This is a genomic window from Kribbella sp. NBC_01245 (genome assembly GCF_036226525.1).
Taxonomy (GTDB): Bacteria; Actinomycetota; Actinomycetes; order Propionibacteriales; family Kribbellaceae; genus Kribbella.
This window is the reverse complement of record NZ_CP108487.1, coordinates 3,919,194-3,941,010: the sequence shown is the minus strand read 5'-3', so window position 1 is coordinate 3,941,010 and position 21,817 is coordinate 3,919,194. Positions and strand designations below refer to the sequence as shown.

25 protein-coding genes are annotated in these 21,817 nt (G+C 66.9%); 14 read left to right on the top strand and 11 right to left on the bottom strand.

All coding sequences use genetic code 11. From position 1 onward, the window contains the following. The first annotated feature begins 3 nt into the window (after window positions 1-3). The 5 genes from OG394_RS17450 to OG394_RS17430 all read left to right on the top strand — a co-directional run bounded on the left by OG394_RS17450 (window position 4) and on the right by OG394_RS17430 (window position 3,224). The gene (locus OG394_RS17450) at window positions 4-456 is read left to right on the top strand and encodes a hypothetical protein (RefSeq protein WP_328996433.1); all 453 of its coding nucleotides are present in this window, start codon (window positions 4-6) and stop codon (window positions 454-456) included. Between the two features lie 128 nt (window positions 457-584). After that, the gene (locus tag OG394_RS17445) at window positions 585-977 is read left to right on the top strand and encodes a pilus assembly protein TadG-related protein (RefSeq protein ID WP_328996432.1); all 393 of its coding nucleotides are present in this window, start codon (window positions 585-587) and stop codon (window positions 975-977) included. Window positions 978-1,238: 261 nt separating this feature from the next. After that, window positions 1,239-1,868, top strand: a complete 630-nt coding sequence (locus OG394_RS17440; protein ID WP_328996431.1) for a TetR/AcrR family transcriptional regulator — start codon at window positions 1,239-1,241, stop codon at window positions 1,866-1,868. Window positions 1,869-1,933: 65 nt separating this feature from the next. Beyond that, window positions 1,934-2,377, top strand: a complete 444-nt coding sequence (locus OG394_RS17435) for a PaaI family thioesterase (RefSeq protein WP_328996430.1) — start codon at window positions 1,934-1,936, stop codon at window positions 2,375-2,377. Between the two features lie 52 nt (window positions 2,378-2,429). Next, window positions 2,430-3,224: an SDR family NAD(P)-dependent oxidoreductase gene (locus OG394_RS17430; protein WP_328996429.1), complete on the top strand. Its 795-nt coding sequence runs from the start codon at window positions 2,430-2,432 to the stop codon at window positions 3,222-3,224. On the opposite strand, the gene OG394_RS17425 is transcribed toward OG394_RS17430, so the two are convergent. After that, entirely contained in the window at window positions 3,221-4,051 is an 831-nt protein-coding gene (locus OG394_RS17425) for an SDR family oxidoreductase (RefSeq protein WP_328996428.1), read from the bottom strand. The genes OG394_RS17430 and OG394_RS17425 overlap by 4 nt on opposite strands. 68 nt (window positions 4,052-4,119) lie before the next feature. Here OG394_RS17425 and OG394_RS17420 point away from each other — a divergent pair, with 68 nt between their 5' ends. Together OG394_RS17420 and prfB are read left to right on the top strand one after the other, a co-directional pair. Continuing rightward, entirely contained in the window at window positions 4,120-4,749 is a 630-nt protein-coding gene (locus OG394_RS17420) for a TetR/AcrR family transcriptional regulator (RefSeq protein WP_328996427.1), read from the top strand. Between the two features lie 37 nt (window positions 4,750-4,786). Continuing rightward, the gene (prfB, locus tag OG394_RS17415) at window positions 4,787-5,908 is read left to right on the top strand and encodes a peptide chain release factor 2 (RefSeq protein WP_328996426.1); all 1,122 of its coding nucleotides are present in this window, start codon (window positions 4,787-4,789) and stop codon (window positions 5,906-5,908) included. Here prfB and OG394_RS17410 read toward each other — a convergent pair. After that, window positions 5,905-7,323: an MFS transporter gene (locus OG394_RS17410; RefSeq protein ID WP_328996425.1), complete on the bottom strand. Its 1,419-nt coding sequence runs from the start codon at window positions 7,321-7,323 to the stop codon at window positions 5,905-5,907. The two genes, prfB and OG394_RS17410, sit on opposite strands and share 4 nt — an antisense overlap. A gap of 84 nt (window positions 7,324-7,407) precedes the next feature. Further along, window positions 7,408-7,833: an ester cyclase gene (locus tag OG394_RS17405; RefSeq protein ID WP_328996424.1), complete on the bottom strand. Its 426-nt coding sequence runs from the start codon at window positions 7,831-7,833 to the stop codon at window positions 7,408-7,410. A gap of 79 nt (window positions 7,834-7,912) precedes the next feature. Between OG394_RS17405 and OG394_RS17400 the strand changes: the two genes are divergently transcribed. Further along, window positions 7,913-8,530: a TetR/AcrR family transcriptional regulator gene (locus tag OG394_RS17400; RefSeq protein WP_328996423.1), complete on the top strand. Its 618-nt coding sequence runs from the start codon at window positions 7,913-7,915 to the stop codon at window positions 8,528-8,530. Here the strand turns inward: OG394_RS17400 and OG394_RS17395 are convergent. From OG394_RS17395 to OG394_RS17385, 3 genes are all read right to left on the bottom strand, one after another. Continuing rightward, a complete protein-coding gene (locus OG394_RS17395; protein ID WP_328996422.1) occupies window positions 8,527-9,585 on the bottom strand; it encodes a PQQ-dependent sugar dehydrogenase in 1,059 nt (352 codons plus the stop codon). The genes OG394_RS17400 and OG394_RS17395 overlap by 4 nt on opposite strands. Before the next feature lie 96 nt (window positions 9,586-9,681). Next, entirely contained in the window at window positions 9,682-11,106 is a 1,425-nt protein-coding gene (locus OG394_RS17390) for a cellulase family glycosylhydrolase (RefSeq protein WP_328996421.1), read from the bottom strand. Between the two features lie 181 nt (window positions 11,107-11,287). Continuing rightward, the gene (locus OG394_RS17385; protein WP_328996420.1) at window positions 11,288-12,196 is read right to left on the bottom strand and encodes a LysR family transcriptional regulator; all 909 of its coding nucleotides are present in this window, start codon (window positions 12,194-12,196) and stop codon (window positions 11,288-11,290) included. A 73-nt stretch (window positions 12,197-12,269) separates the two neighbouring features. On the opposite strand from OG394_RS17385, the gene OG394_RS17380 reads away from it, so the two are divergent. Then, window positions 12,270-13,199, top strand: a complete 930-nt coding sequence (locus OG394_RS17380; RefSeq protein ID WP_328996419.1) for an EamA family transporter — start codon at window positions 12,270-12,272, stop codon at window positions 13,197-13,199. Here OG394_RS17380 and OG394_RS17375 read toward each other — a convergent pair. After that, on the bottom strand, window positions 13,093-13,815 hold the full coding sequence (locus OG394_RS17375) for a TIGR03943 family putative permease subunit (protein ID WP_328996418.1): 723 nt from the start codon (window positions 13,813-13,815) through the stop codon (window positions 13,093-13,095). The genes OG394_RS17380 and OG394_RS17375 overlap by 107 nt on opposite strands. Then, the gene (locus OG394_RS17370; protein WP_328996417.1) at window positions 13,812-14,894 is read right to left on the bottom strand and encodes a permease; all 1,083 of its coding nucleotides are present in this window, start codon (window positions 14,892-14,894) and stop codon (window positions 13,812-13,814) included. The genes OG394_RS17375 and OG394_RS17370 overlap by 4 nt, the downstream gene beginning before the upstream one ends. Before the next feature lie 198 nt (window positions 14,895-15,092). Here OG394_RS17370 and OG394_RS17365 point away from each other — a divergent pair, with 198 nt between their 5' ends. Further along, window positions 15,093-16,277, top strand: a complete 1,185-nt coding sequence (locus tag OG394_RS17365) for a serpin family protein (RefSeq protein ID WP_328996416.1) — start codon at window positions 15,093-15,095, stop codon at window positions 16,275-16,277. 3 nt (window positions 16,278-16,280) lie between these two features. On the opposite strand, the gene OG394_RS17360 is transcribed toward OG394_RS17365, so the two are convergent. Together OG394_RS17360 and OG394_RS17355 are read right to left on the bottom strand one after the other, a co-directional pair. After that, window positions 16,281-16,838: a TetR/AcrR family transcriptional regulator gene (locus OG394_RS17360; protein ID WP_328996415.1), complete on the bottom strand. Its 558-nt coding sequence runs from the start codon at window positions 16,836-16,838 to the stop codon at window positions 16,281-16,283. After that, on the bottom strand, window positions 16,835-17,029 hold the full coding sequence (locus OG394_RS17355; RefSeq protein WP_328996414.1) for a hypothetical protein: 195 nt from the start codon (window positions 17,027-17,029) through the stop codon (window positions 16,835-16,837). The genes OG394_RS17360 and OG394_RS17355 overlap by 4 nt, the downstream gene beginning before the upstream one ends. A 62-nt stretch (window positions 17,030-17,091) precedes the next feature. Between OG394_RS17355 and OG394_RS17350 the strand changes: the two genes are divergently transcribed. From OG394_RS17350 to OG394_RS17335, 4 genes are all read left to right on the top strand, one after another. Further along, window positions 17,092-17,277: a hypothetical protein gene (locus OG394_RS17350; protein WP_328996413.1), complete on the top strand. Its 186-nt coding sequence runs from the start codon at window positions 17,092-17,094 to the stop codon at window positions 17,275-17,277. A gap of 338 nt (window positions 17,278-17,615) precedes the next feature. Next, on the top strand, window positions 17,616-18,458 hold the full coding sequence (locus OG394_RS17345) for a nitrilase-related carbon-nitrogen hydrolase (protein WP_328996412.1): 843 nt from the start codon (window positions 17,616-17,618) through the stop codon (window positions 18,456-18,458). After that, window positions 18,458-19,858 (top strand): dihydropyrimidinase, encoded by a 1,401-nt coding sequence (gene hydA / locus OG394_RS17340; RefSeq protein WP_328996411.1) that lies wholly within the window; start codon window positions 18,458-18,460, stop codon window positions 19,856-19,858. Before OG394_RS17345 ends, hydA begins: the two co-directional genes overlap by 1 nt. Before the next feature lie 9 nt (window positions 19,859-19,867). Beyond that, window positions 19,868-20,860 (top strand): TIGR03842 family LLM class F420-dependent oxidoreductase, encoded by a 993-nt coding sequence (locus OG394_RS17335; RefSeq protein ID WP_328996410.1) that lies wholly within the window; start codon window positions 19,868-19,870, stop codon window positions 20,858-20,860. A gap of 5 nt (window positions 20,861-20,865) precedes the next feature. Here the strand turns inward: OG394_RS17335 and OG394_RS17330 are convergent, their stop codons facing one another. Next, window positions 20,866-21,756, bottom strand: coding sequence for a polysaccharide lyase (locus OG394_RS17330; protein ID WP_328996409.1), 891 nt, complete (start codon window positions 21,754-21,756; stop codon window positions 20,866-20,868). Window positions 21,757-21,817 lie beyond the last annotated feature (61 nt).

Below are 21,817 nucleotides of genomic sequence, written 5' to 3'. Positions count from 1 at the left end.
CCAATGACGGTCCGCCGTCGGGATGAGCGGGGTACGGCCGTCGTCGAGTTCTCGTGGCTCGCGATCTTGTTGCTGGTGCCGCTGATCTACGTACTGCTCGCGGTCTTCGACGTGCAACGAGCGTCGTACGGCGCGACCGCCGCGACGCGGGCTGCCGGGCGCGCCTTCATCATCGGACCTGACGAGAGCGGCGTGGCCGAATCGCGGGAGCGCGCCTTCGAAGCGGCCCGCCTCGCGATGGCCGACCAGGGCATGGACCTGGCGCGCGAACAACTGGCCATCACCTGCTCACCGGCCTGCCTTGAGCCTGGATCGACGGTGACGGTGGTGTTGTCGACTTCCGTGCCGCTGCCGCTCATTCCGGACTTCATCGGCGACGATCGACCCGCCGTACAGATCAAGTCCGAGCACACCGAGTCATACGGCGACTATCGCGAATCAAAGGCCGACCGATGACCCGCCATCCCGCGCGCCCTGCCCGGCCTGTGCGTCCTGACAGTCCTGACCGTCTTGCGTGTCCTACCCGTCCCGGCCGTCCTGCGCGTGGTGCCCGTCTTGCGCGTGGACGGGATGAGCGGGGACAGATGACCGTGCTGATCATCGGTTTCGCAGCCGTCGTACTGCTGATGGTCGCCGTAGTCACGGATATCTCGAAGGCCTTCCTAGTACGGCGCGACCTCGACGCCACGGCAGACGGCGCCGTACTAGCCGCCGCCAACGGCCTCGCCCTCCACCGCGACCAGACCGGCGCCACCGCCGAGATCGACCTCGACGAGGCGACCCGCCTGACCGGCGAATACCTCGAAGCAGTCAACGCGGAATCAACGTTCGACGGCCTGACCTGGTCCACCACGGTCGACGGCCAAACGGTCATCGTCACACTGACCTCAACCGTCGACCTGCCCTTCGAACCACCCGGCTGGGACACCACCCCGGAGATCACCTCAAACGCCGCCGCCATCATCCGCCTCAACTGACCCCCAACTCCTGCTGAGCCTCCCTCCGGCTGAACCTCCGGTCTCGGCTGCCCGCCCGCCTCAGCTACTTGCCCCAGCTGCCCGCCTCGACTGAGCTCCTCCCTCGCCCCAGGCTGAGTCGTCCCATCTTGGCTGCGACGCGCCCTCGCTGAACCCCCGTCTTGGCTAGGCGGTAAGTCGGACGGTTCGTCTTCTTGAATATGGCATACAACATAGTTACCCTTCGGTAATCCGCGTGAAGGGCTTAGGGAGGTGTGCGTGGTGAATGCGCGTAGGGGCAATAGTCGTGAGCGGATGGTGTTGAGTGCGGCGGCGCTGTTGGGTGAGTTCGGCGCCAGTGGGACCAGCATCGATCGGGTGCTTGAGCACAGCGGGGCGCCTCGTGGATCGGTGTATCACCACTTTCCCGGCGGTCGGGCGCAGTTGATCGACGAGACGGTGGCGTACGCCGGGGACTTCATCGCGGGGATGATCGAGACTGGCACGCAGGCCGATGATCCGGTGGAGGGTATCGACGCGTTCTTCGCGGTCTGGCGGGAGCGGTTGCTCAAGAGTGACTTCCGGGCCGGCTGCCCGATCGTGGCGGTGGCGGTGGAGGCGAACGATGATGCTCCGCAGTTGGCTCGTTCTGCGGCCGCGGTGTTCGCTCGGTGGCAGGACGCGCTTGTGGTTCTGTTCGTGCGGAATGGGCTGTCAGCCGAGCGAGGTAAGCGGCTGGCCGCGTTCGTCCTCGCGGCGATCGAGGGGGCCGTGGTCATGTGCCGAGCTGAGCGGAGTATCGCCCCCTTGGAAGCTGCCGCCGGCGAGATCCGCGACCTCCTGCTGCACGCCCTAGCCAACGCCCGCGCCGATCAAGACGCCCGGCCAGATCGCGGCGCCGAAACAAAGTAAGGCGACCGAGCAAAGCAAGGCGAACGAGCTAAGCAAGAATTCCCTGCAGAACAAGGAGTGTGAGTATGACGGCTATTGATTTCGCGTCGTTGTCTGGGCTGGAGCTGATGCGGTGGGTGCAGACGGAGCGGCCGGCTGATATTCCGTCCATTGGGCGGTTGCTTGGTATGCGTTTTGATGAGGTTGAGCACGGCCGCGTTGTCATCTCGCTCGATACTCGTCCGGACTTTGCGAATCCGCTCGGTACGGTCCATGGCGGTATTGCGGCGACTCTGCTGGACTCCGCTCTCGGGTGTGCGGTGCATACGACGTTGGCGGCCGGTGTTGGCTATACGACGTTGGAGCTCAAGGTGAATTACATCCGCACGGCGCAGACCAACGGGCAGACCCTTACCGCGACTGGCACTGTCATTCACGCCGGGCGTCGTACCGCGACTGCAGAGGGCAAAGTCCTTGATGAGCAAGGGAAATTGATCGCGCACGCGACCACCACATGCCTGATCCTGTAGCCGGCGGCGGATCTCCCTTGGGTGGCGGCGGTCCGATGGCAGGATGGGCGTTATGGAGATCAACCTGACTGGTCGTCGTGCTCTTGTCACCGGATCGAGCCAGGGGATCGGGCTCGCGATCGCCACCGAGCTGGCCCGGGCCGGCGCGACCGTGATCGTGAATGGCCGGAGCCAGGACAAGACCGACGAGGCCGCCAAGTCCATCACCAATGAGCTGCCGGACGCGGACGTCGTCGCCATCGCGGCCGACCTGGCCACCGCCGAAGGTGCCGCCGCCCTCCAGGCTCAGGCTGGGCAGATCGACATTCTGGTCAACAACCTTGGCATCTTCGGCAGCCAGCCCGCGCTGGAGATCTCCGATGAGGAGTGGTCGCGCTACTTCGAGGTGAACGTGCTCTCGGCGGTGCGGCTGATCCGGATGTACCTGCCCGCCATGATGGAGCGCGGTTGGGGTCGGATCATGAACATCGCGAGCGATTCGGCCGTGGTGATCCCGATCGAGATGGTCCATTACGGCGTGACCAAGACCGCCCTGCTGGGCGTGAGCCGCGGCTTCGCGAAGGTCGCCGCGGGCACCGGTGTCACCGTGAACTCGGTCATCGCCGGACCGACGCATACGCCGGGCGTCGAGGAGTTCGTGGCCGAGCTGGTCGGGGATGACCGGCCGTGGGAGGAGGCGCAGCGCCAGTTCATGCGCGAGCACCGCCCGCAATCGCTGATCCAGCGCCTGATCGAGCCGAACGAGATCGGCAACCTGATCGTCTACCTCAGCTCGGACCTGGCCTCCGCGACGACCGGTGGCGCGATCCGCGTCGACGGCGGCTACGTCGACGCGATCCTGCCTTAGGCGCCAACGCTGAAGCTGGCGGCGTGCTCGGTCAGCCAGTCGGTGTACGTCCGGGCAGGGTGGCCGGTGAGCCGCGCGACCCGGTCGTTGAGCGGATACGGAATGCCCACCCGTGAAGACCAGTAAGACATCAGCGAATCGAGCAATGGCCCGTCGCCGAACGCCTTGGCCAACTCGGCACGCCCCTCCGCGGGAGTGAGGTCGACGGGCTTCGCCGGTACGCCGGTGATCTCGGCGATGAGCTCGATCTGACGACGGCGGGTCATCGACTCCGGGCCGGCCAGCTCGTAGCCCTGGCCGTCATGCGGCCCGCCGGGTCCCGCGCGGAGCACCTCGACAGCCACGTCGGCGATATCGCGCTCGTGGATCGGGGCCTCCTCGGCGTCCAGGTAAGGCATCCGGACCTCGCCCGTGGCGCGGATCGGGTACGCCCAGTACAAGGCATTCGTCATGAACGCGCCCGGCTGCAGGAACGTCGTCGCGAATGACCCGGTCGCGAGGATCGCCTCTGCGGCGCCGTGCGGGTCGGTCGCTGCGTCGGCCGTGCCGTCCTGCGAGGCGGCGGACGAGAGCAGTACGACCTGCTTGACGCCGGCCGACTCGGCCGCGGTGACGAAGGCCTCGGCGTGCGACGGATCGGCGTACAGGAAGACCTGGTTGACGCCATCGAGTACCGGTGCGGGGTTGGCCGGGTCGTATTCGAGTACGCCGTCGGGCGCCGGCCGACCAGCGCGGCCGGCGAGTCGTACGGGCGTGCCGGCCGTCTGCAGGCCGGTCGCGACGAGCTGGGCGATCTTGCCGCGGGCGCCGAGAATCAGAACAGTCATGGTGTTGCTCCAAAAATATAGTGACTACATGAATGGAATGAGTAAAGCACATGAGCTAGATTTCCGCCATGACTGAAATGGGCCGCCGCGAGCGCAAGAAGCAGCTGACCCGCCAGGCGATCTCGGATGTCGCGACCCGGCTGTTCATGGCGCGCGGGTTCGACGCGGTGACGGTCGCGGAGGTCGCGGCCGCGGCGGACGTGGCCGTGCAGACCGTGTTCAACCACTTCCCGACCAAGGAAGACCTGTTCTTCGACGATGCGAGCTGGGTCACCGGCCCGGCCGAAGCGATCCGTACGGCGCCACCGGGTGAGCCGCCGTTGGAGACCCTCCGCAAGCACTACCTGACGGCCATCCGGCAGCGCCACGAGCTCGGCTACCTGGCGAGCTGGCCGGCGTTTAGCCGGACCATCGAGGGCAGCCCAGCCCTTGTCGCAAGGGTGAGGCAGAACGCCCAGACCATGGAGGATCTACTCGCCGAGGCGTTGCTCGAGCGCAACCCCAAGACGGCGCCCCTGCTCGCCCGCCTCGTCGCCGCCCAGTACGGCGCCGCGCAGAAGGTGCTCGAACAGGAGCTCGCCCGCCTGATGCCGACGGGGGAAGCGACCGACCGCCAGCTCGCCCGGGCGACGAAGCTCCTGGAGGTCGCCATCGATCGCGTCTTCGAGGCCCTCTGCAGCGGCAACTGGGAAAGCTGACGCGCCGGGCTTTGGTGGTGGCGTAGGCTACCTCGTTGTGGCTGGACCTGATTTTGACGCTGACCTGAAGGCTCTCGACGGCACTTTGACGTCCATCGAGAAAGTTCTCGACCTGCCCGCGATGCAGCGGGAGATCGCCGACCTCGGCGAGCAGGTCGCCGCGCCGGACCTGTGGAACGACCAGGCCAACGCGCAGAAGGTGACCTCCCGGCTGTCCCGGCTCGAGGCCGACGTGGAGCGCGTCCTCAGCCTGCGGACCCGGGTGGACGACCTGTCCGTGCTGGTCGAGCTGGCCCGCGACGAGAACGACGCCGACACCCTGGCCGAGGCCGAGCGCGAGATCGCTTCGCTGACCAAGTCGATCCAGTCCCTCGAGGTTCGCACCCTGCTGTCGGGGGAGTACGACGAGCGTGAGGCCCTGGTCACGATCCGCTCCGGCGCGGGTGGTGTCGACGCCGCGGACTTCGCCGAGATGCTGCAGCGGATGTACCTGCGCTGGGCCGAGCGGCACGGCTACCCGACCGAGGTCTACGACACGTCGTACGCGGAAGAGGCCGGGCTCAAGTCGACCACGTTCGGCATCAAGGCGCCGTACGGCTATGGCACCTTGAGCGTCGAGTCGGGGACGCACCGGCTGGTCCGGATCTCGCCGTTCGACAACCAGGGCCGTCGGCAGACCTCGTTCGCCGCGGTCGAGGTGGTGCCGGTGCTGGAGCAGACCGACGAGATCGACGTACCGGAGGAGGAGCTGCGCATCGACGTCTACCGCTCGTCCGGTCCCGGCGGTCAGAGCGTCAACACCACCGACTCCGCCGTCCGGATCACGCACATCCCGACCGGCACCGTCGTCTCCTGCCAGAACGAGAAGTCCCAGCTGCAGAACAAGGCTTCCGCGATGGTCATCCTGAAGGCCAAGCTGCTCGCGCTGAAGAAGGCCGAAGAGCGCGCCCACCTCGACTCCCTGCGCGGTGACGTCCAGGGTTCGTGGGGTGACCAGATGCGGTCGTACGTCCTGCACCCCTACCAGATGGTCAAGGACCTCCGCACGCTCTACGAGTCCGGCAACACCAGCGGCGTCTTCGACGGTGAGATCGACGACTTCATCGAGGCCGGCATCCGCTGGCGCCGCACCGGGCAGACGGCCGCCGACGCCAACTAACGCGGCGACAGCCGGGTGGTCACAGGGGCCATCAATAGGCTGATGGCGACGATGGCTAGGCAGACGGCGGCCAGTGCGCCGCCTTGGCCCCACGATGTCGAGGCGAGGGCCAGGTACGCCGTGCCGACCGTGGCCGCGCCGAGGGCGATACACGTCTGCTGAGTGGTGAGCAGCATCCCGCTGCCGAGGCCCGCCTGCTGCGGCGGCACCTGGCCGACGACCACGCCCATCATCGGCGCCATCACGAGACCGCCGCCGAACCCGGCCACCAGCATCGGCAAGGCCATCCGCAACGGCGTCACGTCGGGCCAGAGCGTCAGGGCGACAACGCTGAGCCCGGCGTACCCCACGCTCTGTACGAGCCAACCGCGCACGATCAGCCCAGCGCCGTACCGGGTCTGCAAGCGCGGGCCGTAGATCGACGTGATCAGGAAGCCGATCGCCATCGGCAGCAGGCTCAAACCGCCTTCCAGCGGGGACATTCCGGCTTCACCCTGAGTCGCGAGCGCGAAGACGAACATGAAACCGCCGAACGTCGTGAAGAACCCGACCGCCAGCATCAGCCCGATCCGCATCGGCCGAAGCCGCAGCACGGAAGGCGGGATCAGTGGCGCGGCGCCGCGAAGCTCGGTGCGGCGCGACCATAGCCCGAGTGCGACCACGGCCGGGATGACGGCAGCCAGGCAGACCCACGTCCACAGCGGCCAGCCGAGCGGGCGTCCCTCGGTCAGCGGCAGCAGCAATAAGACCAGCGTGAGCGCGAGAAGACCCGCACCGACTCCGTCCACCCGGAGGCGGTTGATCGCGCGCGTTTCCGGCAGCAGACGTACGGCGAGGACGATCGCCACCAGACCGACCGGGACGTTGACCAGGAAGACCGCCCGCCAGCCGAGGCCGAAGAGGTCGGCGGATACGAGTACGCCGCCGAGGATCTGCCCGAGCGCGGCGGCCAGACCACCCGCGACACCGAACATCGCCATCGCGCGAGCCCGGTGCGCACCGGTGAGCAGGCTGCTGATCTTCGACAGGACTTGCGGGGTCATCGCGGCGGCGGCCGCGCCCTGGACGGCCCGGGCGGCGAGCAGTACGCCGATGTTCGGCGCGATCGCGCAGAGCAGTGACGTCAGGGTGAAGCCGGCCAAACCCCATAAGAACAGGCGTTTCCGGCCGAATCCGTCGCCGAAACGGCCGCCGACCACCAGCAGAGTGGCGTTGGCGATGCCGTAACTGCCGACGACCAACTGCAGCTCGCCCGTGCCGGCGCGAAGGTCCGATCCGATCGCGGGCAGCGCGACGTTGATGATGAAGAACGACAGCATCGGCAGGAAGGCGCCGAACAGCAAGGTGGTGAGGGCGACCGGTCCGAGTGCCGGTGCATCCGCCTCGCCGGCGGGCCGCAAGGTCTCTGTTGTCATACCGCTCAGCTTGACGCTGCTCCGATCCAGGTAGTGAGAGCCTACTTATCCTGGTACCTCCAGCACCCGGCAGCGCCTTCCACCCTACGCGAGGCGCTCGAGGACGCCCGTTTGCTGGAGCAGGGCGAAGCGGTCCGGGCAGCCCCAATGCTCCGTGATGCGTCCGTCGAGTACGCGCGCGACGTCGAACACCTGGATGTCGATCGGCTGCCCGCTCGGTGGCCCGAAGAACGGCCCGGTCGCGGTGCCTTGGGCGCGGACCCGCACCCAGACCAGGTCGTCGCGCTCGACGGAGTCCTCGATCGTGTAGCGGATATCCGGTATCGCGGCATGTACCGAACGCACCGCCTCCTTGACCATCTCGATCGCCGTCGGCCCGGTGCCCGCCATGCCGAACTGGTGCTCGATCAGGTCCGGCGAGCACAACCGGTCTACCGCCGAGGTGTCTCCGGTCGCGAATCCCTCGTCCAGGATCCGCCGGACGACGTCGTACGCCGCTGTGGTGGTCATAGTCCCTCCCCAATGAAAATGCAGTTGTCGTGTATTCGATGCAGTGATGCTGCAGTCGGCGCACTGATAGTGTGCCCATGTGCCTCCAGCTGTCAAGCGATCGACCTACCGGCAGGAGCAGGCGGCCGCCACCCAGGACCGGATCGCTACGGCCGCGCGACAGCTGTTCGCGGATCAGGGGTACGGCGCTACCAGCATCGACGCGATCGCGGCGGCGGCCGGGGTCGCGGTGCGAACGGTCTATTCGGCCTTCGGTACCAAGCGGGAGATCCTGTCCCGGATCTGCGACCGTTGGCTCGAGCAATCCGGTGCCCGCGAGCGGGTCGGCCAGGTGCTTGCCGAGGAGGATCCGATCAAGCGGCTTCGGGGTGCCGCGAATTGGCTGCGCGCGTTGTATGAGGCGGACTTCGCGGTCGTGCTCATCTTCGAAGCGGCCGTCGACGAAGACGCCGAAACGCGCGCGCTGTTGCGCTCGAAACTCGAGGGCCGCAATGAGGTGATGGACCTGCTCATCGCCTCCCTGAAAGACCACTTGGCCGTGCCGCTCGACCAGGCGCAGGCGATCTACCGTGCCCTCGCCGCGGGCGGCGTCTATCGCGAACTGGTGGAGGAATCCGGTTGGTCGCCGGCCCAGTTCGAGCAATGGGCCGGCGACCTGCTGGAGCACCAGCTCCTGCGTCCTTCGACGAAGAGTTAGCGGATTTCGGAGCGGAGCAGGCGGTCGTTGCTGCCGTTGGAGGTGCTGATCCAGATGGTGTTCTGGTTCGGCACCTTCACGACCGAGCGGAGCCGACCGTACGTGCCCTGGAAGTACGCCTGGGTGGCGCCGGCGCTGTCACCGTTGAGCTGGACTCGCCAGAGCCGTTGCCCACGCAGAGCCGCGACGTACGCCGCGCCGTCCACGATGGCAAGACTGCTCGGCGAGGCCTCGGCCGTCGTCCAGGTGCGTTTCGGGTTGTCCATCCCGGCCACGTTGCAAGGGCCTTCGCACTGCGGCCAGCCGTAGTTGTGGCCCGAGATGATCAGGTTCAACTCGTCGAGCGAGGTGTTGCCGAGTTCCGAGGACCACAGCCGGCCGGCCGAATCCCAGGCGAGGCCCTGCGGATTGCGATGACCGCGGCTGTAGACCAGGTTGCCCCACGGGTTACCCGGCGCGGCCTGGCCACTTGTGGTGAAGCGCAGGATCTTGCCGTTGGGCGAATTGGTGTTCTGGGCGGTGCCGGTGTTCTGCGCGTCACCCGTGGTGGCGTACAGGTAGCCATCCGGGCCGAACTTGAGCTGACCGCCGTTGTGGTACCGGGCGCTGGCGATCCCCGACACGATCACGGTCCGGCCGGACAGGGAGGTGCCGTTGAAGTTCATCCGGACGATGCGGTTCTGGTTCTGGCCGTTGTCGTTGGAGGTGTGGAAGAAGTACACGGCCTGGTTGGTGGTGCCGTTCCAGGTCGGTGAGACCGCGACGCCCATCAGGCCGCCCTCACCGCCGGTGGTGATGCTATTCGGCACGGTGCCGATGGTGGTGCGGGTGCCGGTCAGGGTGACCCGGGAGACCCGGAAACTGTCCCGCTCGGTGATCAGTGCGGACTGGCCGTCCGGCAGGAAAGAAGTTGCCCAAGGCAACGTCAATCCGGTGGTGACGTTGGTCGGTGTCTGTGGAACGGCCAGGACGGTGCCGGTTGCGCTGACCGGGGCCAGCGCGCCAGCGATCAGCAACGCCGGCAGGGCGAGGCCGACGATCCTTCTCTTACCCATATCTCTGCCTTTCGGTGGACGGTGGCAGGGGAGAACTAGGGGCAGGGGAGGAACAAGCAAGCAGGCGCCACCTTACGGTGACGCCTGCTCGAGGGGCTAGAAGTTGTCGGGTGTCCGAATCCGGTCACGGACCCAGACGCCGGCCGGCTTCAGCATGCTGGTGCCGGTGAAGTTGCTGCCCGCGCAGGTGCCGGGCTTGAAGACGGCGCCGGAGCGGGAATCGTCGGAGAAGTTCCAGTTGGTCCAGCCGATCTGCTTGCTGGCCAGGAAATCCAGGTACTTCTGCGAGTAGGTGAAGTCGTTCGGGCCGTCGCCGGTGTACTCCTGCGTGCCGAACTCAGTGACGAACAACGGAATCCGGTCCGCCGCCCGCGACAGGGCGTTGAAGTACTCCGCCTGGTGCGAGGCGGCGTAGAAGTGGAACGTGTACATGAAGTTGGTCGCGTTGATCGGGTTGTTGATGATGTCGGACTCGGTCCGGCCGTCGGAGATACCGAGCGACGCCCAGCCGTGGGTGCCGACAAAAACAACACCGTCGCTGTCCTGCGCACGGATGACCGGGATCAGCTGCTCGGCGTAGCTCTTGATGCCGGCCCAGCTGACGCCGTTCGGCTCGTTGGCGATGTCGTAGATGATGTTGTTCTTGTTCTTGTGGCGGCTGGCGATCTCGGTGAAGAACGTCTTGGCCTTGGCGGTGTAGACGTTCGGGTCACCCGGGTCGAGCTGGTGCCAGTCGACGAGGGCGTACATGCCGCGCTTGGTGGCTTCCTCGATGTAGCCGTGCACCATGTCGGTGAACTTGCGCGGGTCGGTCTCGTACCCGCCTTCCTTCGCGGCGACGTACATCGAGATGCGCAGGATGTCGGCGTTCCAGTCGGTCGCCAGCGCGTCCAGGGAGGTGGTCTTGACGCAGTTCGCGTACCACTGGAGGCCGTGCGTGCTCATACCGCGGAGCTGGATCGGCTTGTTGTTCTGGTTGCACAACTTGACGCCACAGACGTGCAGCTGGCCGTTGATCGAGACCGGGGTGCCGACGGCGCTGGTCGAGTCGAGCGTCAGCGAGTCCGCGTTCGGGCCGCCGTTCGCGGTCGTCGCGGTGGTCTTGATCTTGTGCGTACCGGCGGTCAGCTGGGCGTTCGTGGTCACCGTGCTGTACGTCGTCCACGCGCCGGTGCCGTTGAACGCGAGGCCTGCCGTCAGCTGGACGCCATCGACGGTGATCTGGAGCGGGCGGTTCGTGGTGGTGCCATTGGCGTACCGGAAGCTGAGCGAGTACGGCCCGGTGGTCGGCACGTTCACCGTGTACTCGACCGAACTGCCGGTGACGTTGTTGAAGTTGACGAATCCGGTGCCGGTGAAACCGGTGTGGTTGGACTCGACCACTCCCTGGGAGATCACGCCGTTCTCGGACTCATAGCGGACCGGTGCCGCTGAGGTGGTGGCCGGCGGTGCGACCACGACCAGGCCGGTGGCGACGACGAGGCTGCCGGTCAAGGCGGCACACCATCTGGGGAATCTCACTGGACTGCCTCCTGCTTACGTCGGGCGGTGACGGAGGGGACCTATCCGGATCTCGCGATGGGGGGCAGGCGAGAAATTGAATAGGAAAGTTTCCTAACAGTGATTCGGAAGTACACCACTGGCGCACTGGGCTGTCAATCGTTCACGCGCAGTGATCGTGAGCTTTACCGTGGAGCGGAACTCAGGCAGTGTCGCGTTCCGCCCAGGAGGACTGCAAGGCCTGCAGGGTGACCGCAACGGCCGGTCGGCGGGCCGTAATCGTCCGCCAGGCGGCGTACAAACGCCGGCTCGGCGCGGGCAGCAGCGGTACGGCGACCACGCCGTCCGGCAACGGGCCTCGCCCCAGCCGCGGCAGCAGGCCGATTCCGATGCCCTTGGCAAGCATCGCGAGCTGGGTCTGGTACTCGCCGACCGAATACGCGACCTCGGGCTCGACCCCGGCCGCGCGCATCGTGCGGACCAGCCAGTCATGGCAGATCGAGCCCTCTGGCTGGCAGATCCACTGCTCGCCCGCGAGGTCCGCGGCGCGCACGGATTCCTTACCAGCAAGGCGATGCGTGGCCGGCAGCAGGATGTCGGCCGGGTCGGTTCCGAGCTTCACCCGCGACAAGCCCTCGGGCAGCGCGAGTGGCGTGTTGTGCCAGTCGTGCACGACCGCGACGTGGACCTCACCGCGAGCCACCGCCGCGAGCGCGACGAACGGGTCCAGCTCGATCACGCTCACCTCGAGTGCGGGATGCTCGTTGATCAGGCGAACGAGTGCCGAAGGCAACAATCCGCGAGCGGCCGTCGGGAAGGCCGCGAGCACCAGCTCGCCGACGGCCTCGCCACGTTGCTCCTCCAGCGTCAGCTCGGCCTGCTCGACCAGCTCGAGAACCTGCTCGGCGGTGGCCGCGAGCTGCCAGGCGGCGTCGGTCAGAGCGATGCCGCGGCCCTTGCGTTCGACCAGTTTGGTGCGGGTCTCGCGCTCGAGTTTCGCGAGCTGCTGGGAGACCGCGCTGGGCGTGTAACCGAGGGCGTCCGCGGCGCTGCCGACCGAGCCGTACGTCGCGACGGCATGCAGCGCGCGCAGGCGGGACAGGTCGATCATGAAGCACTCCTACACTGATCGGTGAAGCAAATCGCGCTAGTGCTTAACAATGATGCCACCCAGACTAGCGGCTATGAATCCACGTCACGTCCTGCTCGCCGTCGCCGTCGCGGTGGTGTGGGGTGTCAACTTCGTCGTCATCGAGGTCGGGCTGGAGGGCATTCCGCCACTGCTGTTCTCGGCCCTGCGCTTCGGCCTCGCGGCGGTGCCGGCGATCTTCCTGCTCGGCCTGCCTCGCGTGCCCTGGCGGTACGTCGTGGGCGTCGGCCTGGTGCTGGGCGTGGCGAAATTCGGCCTGCTGTTCATCGGGATGGACCGGGGTATGCCGGCCGGGTTGTCGTCGCTGGTCCTGCAGTGTCAGGTCGTCTTCACCCTGCTCTTCGCGATCGTCTTCCTCGGCGAACGCCCGCGGGCGCTGCAACTGGCAGGCGTGGCCGTCGCGTGCGCCGGGATGGTCCTGATCGCGGTGGACAAAGGCCTGAGCGCCCCCGGATCGGCGTTTGCTCTGGTCATCGCGGCCGGCGCCTGCTGGGGCGTCTCGAACATGATCACCAGGCACGCCAAACCGCCGGACACCCTGCGCTTCATGGTCTGGGTCAGCGCGGTCGCCGCCGTACCGCTGTTCGCGCTGTCCCTGCTCTTCGAGGAGCCCGCACTCGGCCAGATCACGCTCACCGGTGTAGGCGCGATCGCCTATCTAGCCGGTGCCGCCACGCTCTTCGGGTTCGGTGCGTGGGGCTTCCTGCTCCGCCAGTACGACGCGAGCACGGTCGCGCCCTTCAGCCTGCTCGTACCAGTCGTGGGCATGGCCGCGGCCTGGTTGATCCGCGGCGAGTCCATCGGCCTGGTACGAGCCTTCGCGGCCACCCTGATCGTCCTGGGCATGGCCGCGACCGTCATTCGTACTGGTTCGCCGGGGCCTGGACGTTCCGGATCGCCGTACCGTCGAGAGCGGCAACGTCCCCGTCAGGCCGTTTCGTCGGCTCCGCCCATTGACCGGTGACCTGGATCCACTGGTTCTTCGGCGGGGCCTGCTGGCCGCGGACCTCGACCATGAACGCCGTACCGTCGGCGACACAGCAGGTCATGCCGATGCGGGAGACGTACCAGGCGCCGTTCTTGCCAGGGGTGACGAAACCGGTGAGCTGGAAGGTCCGGCCCTTCATGTTCTCCTTCTCCCACACCGCCCAGACCGCGTAGTCGCGGACGGGCAGTACGACGGGAGCGCCGGACTTCTCCTCCTGGTTCGGCAGCCACATATTGCCCTTGGCGGCCATCGGTTTAGACGCGACCGGGGATTGCCGTTGGGCCGCGTCGGCGCCGAGCGCAGGCGGGTCCACGACCAGGAGCGCGAAGACCGGGACCAGCAGCAGCCAGGCCGCCTTGGGCAGACCGTTGTGCCCGTGACCGTCGTCGGCGAGCTCGGAATGGTCGTGGCCGTCCTTCTTGGTGTCGGCCAGGACGTCCGCGACGGCGAGCACGATCAGGACGGCGCCCGCGATCAGCAGCATCCAGCGCATGCCCGGTTTGACGTACCGCAGGTAGGTGTCGGAGATGGCGAGCTGTAGCACCGCCGCGCCGACGAAAACGACGATCAGACCAGCGACGTTGCGCCTCACAGCAGCCACCACCCGATGAGTAGAGCGAACAGGATGGCCACCACGAAGGTGGCAGGAGCGAACCGGATCGTGAACTTACCGCCGAACGTGCCGGCCTGCAGCGCGATCAGCTTCACATCGACGACCGGGCCGACGACCATGAAGGCCAGCTTGGCGGTCATCGAGAACTGGGTCAGGCTGGCCGCGACGAACGCGTCCGCCTCCGAGCAGATGGCCAGGACGACGGCCAGCAGGCCGAGCAGGATGACCGAGAGCAGCAGGTTCTCCGCGACCGAGTCCATCCAGCTGCGCGGCACCACGACGTTCAGGGTGGCGGCCACGGCGGCGCCGACCACCAGGAAGCCGCCGGCGTGCAGGAAGTCGTGCAGCATCGACGAGCGGAACACCTCGAGCTTGCCGGTGCCCTCGGCGTGCCGGTTCTTCGGGATCTTCAGCCAGGACTCGCCCTTACCGGTGGCCAGCCAGAGCCAGCCGAGCGCCATCGAGACGAGCAGCGAGGTGACCAGCCGGGCCACCACGATCCCCGGCTGACCGGGGAAGGCCACCGCGGTCGAGGCCAGCACGACCGGGTTGATCGCGGGCGCCGAGAGCAGGAAGGCGATCGCCGCGGCCGGGGTGACCCCGCGGGCCATCAGCGCGGCCGAGACCGGCACCGAGGCGCACTCGCAGCCCGGCAGGATCACGCCCGAGGCGCTGGCGACCGGTACGGCGAGGGCGGGGTGCTTCGGCAGGGCCTTGGCGAAGAACGAAGGCGGTACGAACGCGGTCAGCGCGGCCGACAGCAGCACACCCAGCACCAGGAACGGCACCGCCTGCACGACGACACCGACGAACATGGTCGCCCAGGTCCGGACGCCGTCATCGGTGAACAGTCCGGCGAAGATCCGCCGGCCGAACAGCGCGAGCACGACCAGCACCACCAGCGTGCCGGTGAAGACGATCGACGAAGCGGTCGACTCCCTGGGTTTCTCGGGCCCACCGGGGGTGGCGGGATCGGTCGCGGCGGCGTGGTCGTGGCCGTGATCCGGGGCTTTTTCCGGATCCTCCACTACGGGCGGGGTATCGGCGGACGTGCTCATGAGGCCGAATCTTGGCATGCCGCAAAGGCCAGAGGACAGTGAACAGACGGTGTTGATATGACACCGGAACGCAGCCGTTAATGAAAATCAGCGCCATTGCGGCAAAATCCCGGTGCTGGCACGTTTCGGCCGATTCAGGAAAGTGCCAAAAGTGCGGGCCGTTCTGCCGATTTGCGGTTGGATGGTTCAGTGGCAGACATGGAACCCGAAGTCGGACAGGCCGTTCATGCCCTGACCAGCCGCTGGGCTCGCAGCCTACCGGCCGGCAACTCCGTGATGTCCGCTCTCGGGCTCTGGCCCCTGCTGGCGATCATCGCGACCGCGGCCGACGAGCCAGGCCGCTCCGAGCTGGCCGAGGCCGTCGGACTGCCGCCGGACACCTCCGCGGCCCGCGGTGCCGGGCTGATCCGCGGCATCGACGCCTCGCACGATCTGCACGCCGCCCTCGGCGTCTGGGTGGACGAGTCGCTCAAGCTGAGCGAATCCTTCGGCGAGGTCGTACCGGCCGAGCTGGTCGGCGCGCTCACCGGCGACCTCGCCCGCGACAAGGCCAAGCTCGACGCGTGGGCCGCCGAACACACCGACGGCCTGATCAAGGAGATGCCGATCGAGGTCACCCCCGACCTCGCCGTCGTGCTCGCCACCGCCCTCTGCCTGCGCACCACGTGGGTCCGCCCGTTCAACGAGCAGATCAAACAGGTGTACGACGGACCGTGGGCCGGCGGTTCCTGGCACTGGCTCAACCGCACGGACGCCGACCTCACCACCCTCAAGCGGTACGACGGAACCGCCGCGGGCGCGTTGACCGTGGCCACCGTGACGGGTGATGCCGACGTCGACGTCCTGCTGGCCATCGGCGAACCCCGCGCCGCGCAACACGACGTACTCGCCGGGCTCTTGCAAGCCGTCGCCGATCCCGACGGTGGTCGTTCCGGCACGGACCTGATTGGGGGAGGCGTCGGTGATGAGGTGTCGCCAGCTGTGCGGGTGGCGATGAGTACGACGCCGCAGCCGGTGGTGCAGTTGTCGCTGCCGTCCTTCTCGATCTCCATGGAGCACGATCTGCTGGATCAGGCGGAGCTCTTCGGTCTGACCGCCGTGATGTCGGACCCGGGGGCGCACGGTCACTTCAGCGCGATCAGCCCGACGCCGTTGCGGTTGGGTCAGGCCAAGCAAGCCGTGATGGCCCGCTTCTTCGCCAAGGGCTTCGAAGCCGCCGCCGTGACAGCCATGGGCATGATGCGTACGTCCATGCCGATGGAGCAGGAACGCAAACTGGTCCTCGACCTGGACCGCCCCTTCGCCTTCACCGCCCTCCACCGCACCACCCGCCTCCCCATCGTCACCGGCTGGCTAGCCACCCCCACGGAACCCAACGCCTGACGTCTAACGCGGGGTGAGGATGAGGGTGTTGAGGAGAGCCGAGGCTTCGTCGATCTCGGGGCGGTCGTTGGTTAGGAGGAGGTCGAAGAGGAGGCCTCGGGCGGTGGCGAGGCTTAGGCGGGCGTAGGTGGGGGCTTCGGTGGCGGGGATGCCGGCGCGGATGAGGAGTTCGGTCAGGGGTGGGAGCCAGACGTGGATGAGGTCGGCTCGGAGCCTCGACGTGTGGGGTTTGCGTTGCATCGCTTGGGCCGAGAGCTCGAAGAAGAGTGGGCCGTAGGTGAGTGTGGCCTCGACGACCTCGTTCCAGAAGCGGGTCGACTGGTCGAGGAGGGGCTCGTCCGGGTCGGCCGTTAGGCGGGTGAGGGTCTCGCGTTGCTGGGCTTCGACTACGCGGACCACTTCGGCGAGTAGGCCGTCGCGGGAGCCGAAGTGGTAGATCAGCATTCGGTGGCTCGAGCCGATGCCGGTCGCGATGGCGCGCAGACTGGCGTCGCCGATGCCGTGCTCGGCGAAGTACTCGATGGCGGCCGCGAGCAACCGCTCCTTTGGGCTGCTTGTCATGTGGTGCAGCGGGCTTGGAGGCCTTGGGTTTCCAGGGCGAGGTAGTGGTTGGTGAGGTTGCGGAGGGCCAGGCCTAGCAGTGGGCCGAGGAGGCCGGACTGGTCGATTGAGGCTGTGACGAGGGTGCCGGTCGGGGTGGGCTCGAGGCGGTGGCCGCCGGTGGTGCGGATGCCGGGGGCGGTCAGCAGCATGTACCAAATGGTACATCGCGGCCGGATGCCGGTGCAAAACGAGCCCAGGTAGGGTGCGGGCCATGGCTGACAACCACAACCACGAGAACGAGCAGGACCCCGGCGCGAGCACGCAGATGTTCAGGGCCTTCGTCGACGAAGGCGCGACCGGTGAGGTCGCCGCGCCGAAGTCGAATACCAAGACCATTGCGATCGTGGCCGCCGTTGCCGTGGTGGCGATCGTCGTGATCGCCCTGGTATTGCTGTAATCGAGCCACTTCGCTGCGTCACCGCGCGGGTTGCGCGGGCCGGCTGCAGGTGCCGATAAAGGTGCCCACGGCAACCTCCGCCGTGCGCGCGCCGGTGGCGGCGGTAGAATCGCCGTTCGCCGGTTTTCGCGACCGGTGCTGCAGGTCCCGGCCGGGGAGGTCACCGTCCCCTGTGACGGCGTTGATCACCCGGGTCCGGGCCTGCGGAACCCTCCACTGAATCCCCAGAGATCCCGAAAATCTCTCGAAGTGTGCCCAAAGAGCGATAACCGTTGACTCCCACCCGGTCGCGATAGAGCATGAGGTCTTCTCGGCAGCGGACTCGATGGGGAGGCGGCATGGCAGGGATCGTGCGGGCGGCACTGGTGCAGACGAACTGGACCGGTGACCAGGAGTCGATGATCAAGGCCCACGAGGAGTACACCCGGCAGGCCGCAGCGGCCGGCGCCAAGGTGATCTGCTTCCAGGAGCTGTTCTACGGGCCGTATTTCTGCCAGCTCCAGGACCCCAAGTTCTACGAGTACGCCGAATCCGTGCCCGGCCCCACCGTCGAGCGGTTCAGCGCCCTCGCGAAAGAGCTCGGCATGGTGATCGTGCTGCCGGTCTACGAGCAGGAGCAGCCGGGCGTGCTCTACAACACCGCGGCCGTGATCGATGCCGACGGCAAGTATCTCGGCAAGTACCGGAAGAACCACATCCCGCAGGTGAAGGGTTTCTGGGAGAAGTTCTACTTCCGCCCCGGCAACCTCGGCTATCCCGTCTTCGACACGGCCGTCGGCAAGGTCGGCGTCTACATCTGCTACGACCGGCACTTCCCCGAGGGATGGCGCGCGCTCGGCCTCAACGGCGCCGAGATCGTGTTCAACCCGTCGGCCACCCACCGCGGCCTCTCGTCGTACCTGTGGAAGCTGGAGCAACCCGCCTCGGCCGTCGCCAACGAGTACTTCATCGGCGCGATCAACCGGGTCGGCATCGAGAGCGAGTACGGCGAGAACGACTTCTACGGCACGTCGTACTTCGTTGATCCCGAGGGCAAGTTCGTCGGCGAGGTCGGCGACGCGCACAACCCAGAGCTGATCGTGCGGGATCTCGACCTGTCGAAGCTGACCGAGGTGCGGGACAGGTGGCAGTTCTACCGGGATCGCCGGCCTGAGGCGTACGGCGATCTGACGGCACCGTGATGGCTACCCTGATCAAGGGCGGTACGGTCGTCGGCCCGACCGGATCGCACCGCGCGGACGTACTGGTCGACGGCGAGAAGATCGTGGCCGTGCTGGACCCGTCGTACCCGGTCACGGTCGAGCACACGATCGATGCCTCGGGCAAGTATGTGATTCCCGGCGGGATCGACGCCCATACCCACATGGAACTGCCCTTCGGTGGTACGGCGGCCAGTGACACCTTCGAGACCGGGACGCGTGCCGCGGCCTGGGGTGGGACCACCACGATCATCGACTTCGCCGTGCAGAGGACCGGCGAGGTGGTGCAGGACGGGTTGGCCGCCTGGCATCGCAAGGCCGACGGCAACTGCCACATCGACTACGCGTTCCACATGATCCTCGGTGGTGTCGACGCCGATGCCCTGAAGGCGATGGACCAGCTGGTCGGCGACGAGGGCATCACCAGTTTCAAGCTGTTCATGGCGTATCCCGGCGTCTTCTACTCCGATGACGGCCAGATCCTGCGCGCGATGCAGACCGCCCGGGACAACGGCGCGATGATCATGATGCACGCGGAGAACGGCATCGCGATCGACGTGCTGGTGCAGCAGGCGCTGGCGCGCGGCGAGACGGACCCGATCAACCACGGGCTGACCCGGCCGGCAGCGCTCGAGGCCGAGGCGACCAACCGGGCGATCGCGCTGGCCTCGGTGGCGTCGGACTGCCCGCTCTACATCGTGCACCTCTCGGCCAGTAAGGCGCTGGAGGCCGTCGCGGAGGCTCGTGACGCCGGGCGCAACGTGTTCGCCGAGACCTGCCCGCAGTACCTGTACCTGACGTTGGAGGATCAGCTCGGCGCGCCTGGGTTCGAGGGTGCGAAGTGGGTCTGCTCGACGCCGCTGCGGAGCAAGCACGAGTCGCACCAGCGTGACTTGTGGAAGGGTTTGCGCAGCAACGATCTTGCCGTCGTCTCGACCGACCATTGCCCGTTCTGCTTCAAGGATCAGAAGGAGCTCGGCCTGGGCGACTTCTCGAAGATCCCGAACGGTATCGGTGGTGTCGAGCATCGGGTCGACCTGCTGTACCAAGGTGTCGTCGACGGCCAGCTCTCGCTCGAGCGCTGGGTCGAGACGATCGCGACGACGCCGGCCCGGATGTTCGGGTTGTATCCGCAGAAGGGCATCGTGGCGCCCGGCTCCGACGCCGACCTGGTGATCTACGACCCGAACGGGCGGACCCGGATCAGCGCCGAGACGCACCACATGAACATGGACCATTCGGCCTATGAGGGTTACGAGATCGCCGGTCACGTCGACACGGTGATGTCGCGAGGTGAGGTAATCGTTGCCGATGGCACCTACCATGGCCGGAAGGGCCACGGCCGGTACCTGAAGCGCGGCCTCTCGTCGTACCTGGTCTGAGGAGAACGCATGGACATTGGCGTGGTCTTCCAGTGTGATCCGCCCGCGAAAGCGGTGGTCGAGCTTTCCCGCAAGGCGGAAGAGGCGGGCTTCAGTCACGTCTGGACGTTCGACTCGCACCTGCTCTGGCAAGAGCCGTTCGTCATCTACAGCGCGATCCTGGCCGCGACCTCGCGGGTGATGGTCGGGCCGATGGTGACGAATCCCGGCACGCGGGACTGGACCGTGATCGCGTCCCAGTTCGCCACCCTGAACGAGATGTACGGCAACCGCACGGTCTGCGGTATCGGCCGGGGTGATTCCGCCCTGCGCACGATCGGCGCGAAGCCCGGCACGATCGCGGAGATGAAGGAATGCGTCGAGGTCGTTCGCGAGCTGGCCTGCGGGCGGAGCGTGACGTACCGCGGTAAGGAGCTCAAGTTCACGTGGGCCGAAGGCGGTGCGCTCGAGGTCTGGGTCGCGGCGTACGGGCCGAAGGCGCTGGAAGCGACGGGCCAAGTCGGCGACGGGTACATCCTGCAACTGGCCGATCCGGACATCGCCGCCTGGATGATCGCCGCCGTACGTCGGGCCGCCGAGGAGGCCGGGCGTGATCCGGAGGCGATCACGTTCTGCGTCGCGGCGCCCGCGTATGTCGGCGACGACCTCGCGCATCAGCGGGACCAGACCCGGTGGTTCGGTGGCATGGTCGGCAACCACGTCGCGGATATCGTCGAGCGGTACGGATCGACGGGCGCGGTGCCGGCGGCCCTCACGGCGTACATCGAAGGGCGGAAGGGGTACGACTACGCCGAGCACGGCCGCGCCGGGAACCCGCATACGTCGTTCGTGCCGGACGAGGTGGTGGACCGGTTCTGCATTCTCGGGCCGGTTGAGAATCACCTTGCCCGGTTGAAGGAACTGGCCGATATCGGCGTCGACCAGTTCGCCGTCTACCTTCAGCACGACAGCAAGGAGGACACGCTCGCCGCGTATGGCGAGCGCATCATCCCCTACGTTTAGCGGGGTTAGCAGCCGCCGCTGATCTCGCAGATCTCCGCGCGGTTGGTGCTCACCTTGAGGGTGTCGTACCAGATCCAGGAGTCGTTGGCCGGAGCGAATTCGGCCGTCGCGCCGCCGGCGAAGGACGAGAACATCGCCGAGTCGACCAGGTCCGCATTACGCACAAAACGCAATCCGGTGATCTTCGCCGCCGAAACTCCGTTGAACCAGACCTCGATCTCGCCGTCCGGATTGGCATTACCGTTTGTCACGGTATTGACCCTGACCTTCTGGGCGACGTGCATCCAGGCGCCACGCGGATACTTGATCACCTCGCCACTCGCCTTGGTCAGATTCCGGTAATCGCCGTACGTGCCGGTCTGATCCATGTGGTAGTAGTAAATCGCCGCCTGGCCGCTGCTGCGCCAGATCAGCCGGGACGTGAACCCGTTGTAGCCGGTGCACGTCGTGCCGCCGGAGCAACCCGCGCCGCCGCGGAGGCCGACGCCGATCTTGCCGGCGTACTGGGTGGTGCCCCAGCTGAAGGTGCTGCTGAAGCGGATCCACTGCGAGACGTAGTACTCCCGGCCCTTGGTGAGGGTGAACGGCGCTTGCGCTCCGGAGTCGGCCGGGCCGATTTTGCCTTTGGGATAGAAGATCCGGAGTGATTTCGTGCCGGAATGGGCGGTGGTGCTGCTGTCGATCATGGAGCGGGTTTCCAGGCCCTCGCTCCAGGGTGCGCTCCAGCCGTCGGTGGACCACTGGCTCAGGGTGTAGGCGGTGCCGTGGGCCGGTCGCTCGAACCCGTTCCACTTGACCGCGGTGACGGCGCTGGGCTGGGCGGCAGAGGTCGCCACCTGACCGGCGGTGAGCAGGACGGCGGTGGTGAATGCGGCGAGTAGTACCTTCTTCTTCATTCTTACCCTCTATTCACAGGCGGAGGAGGAGTGCGGCAAGGGGGGCGATCGCACATTCATT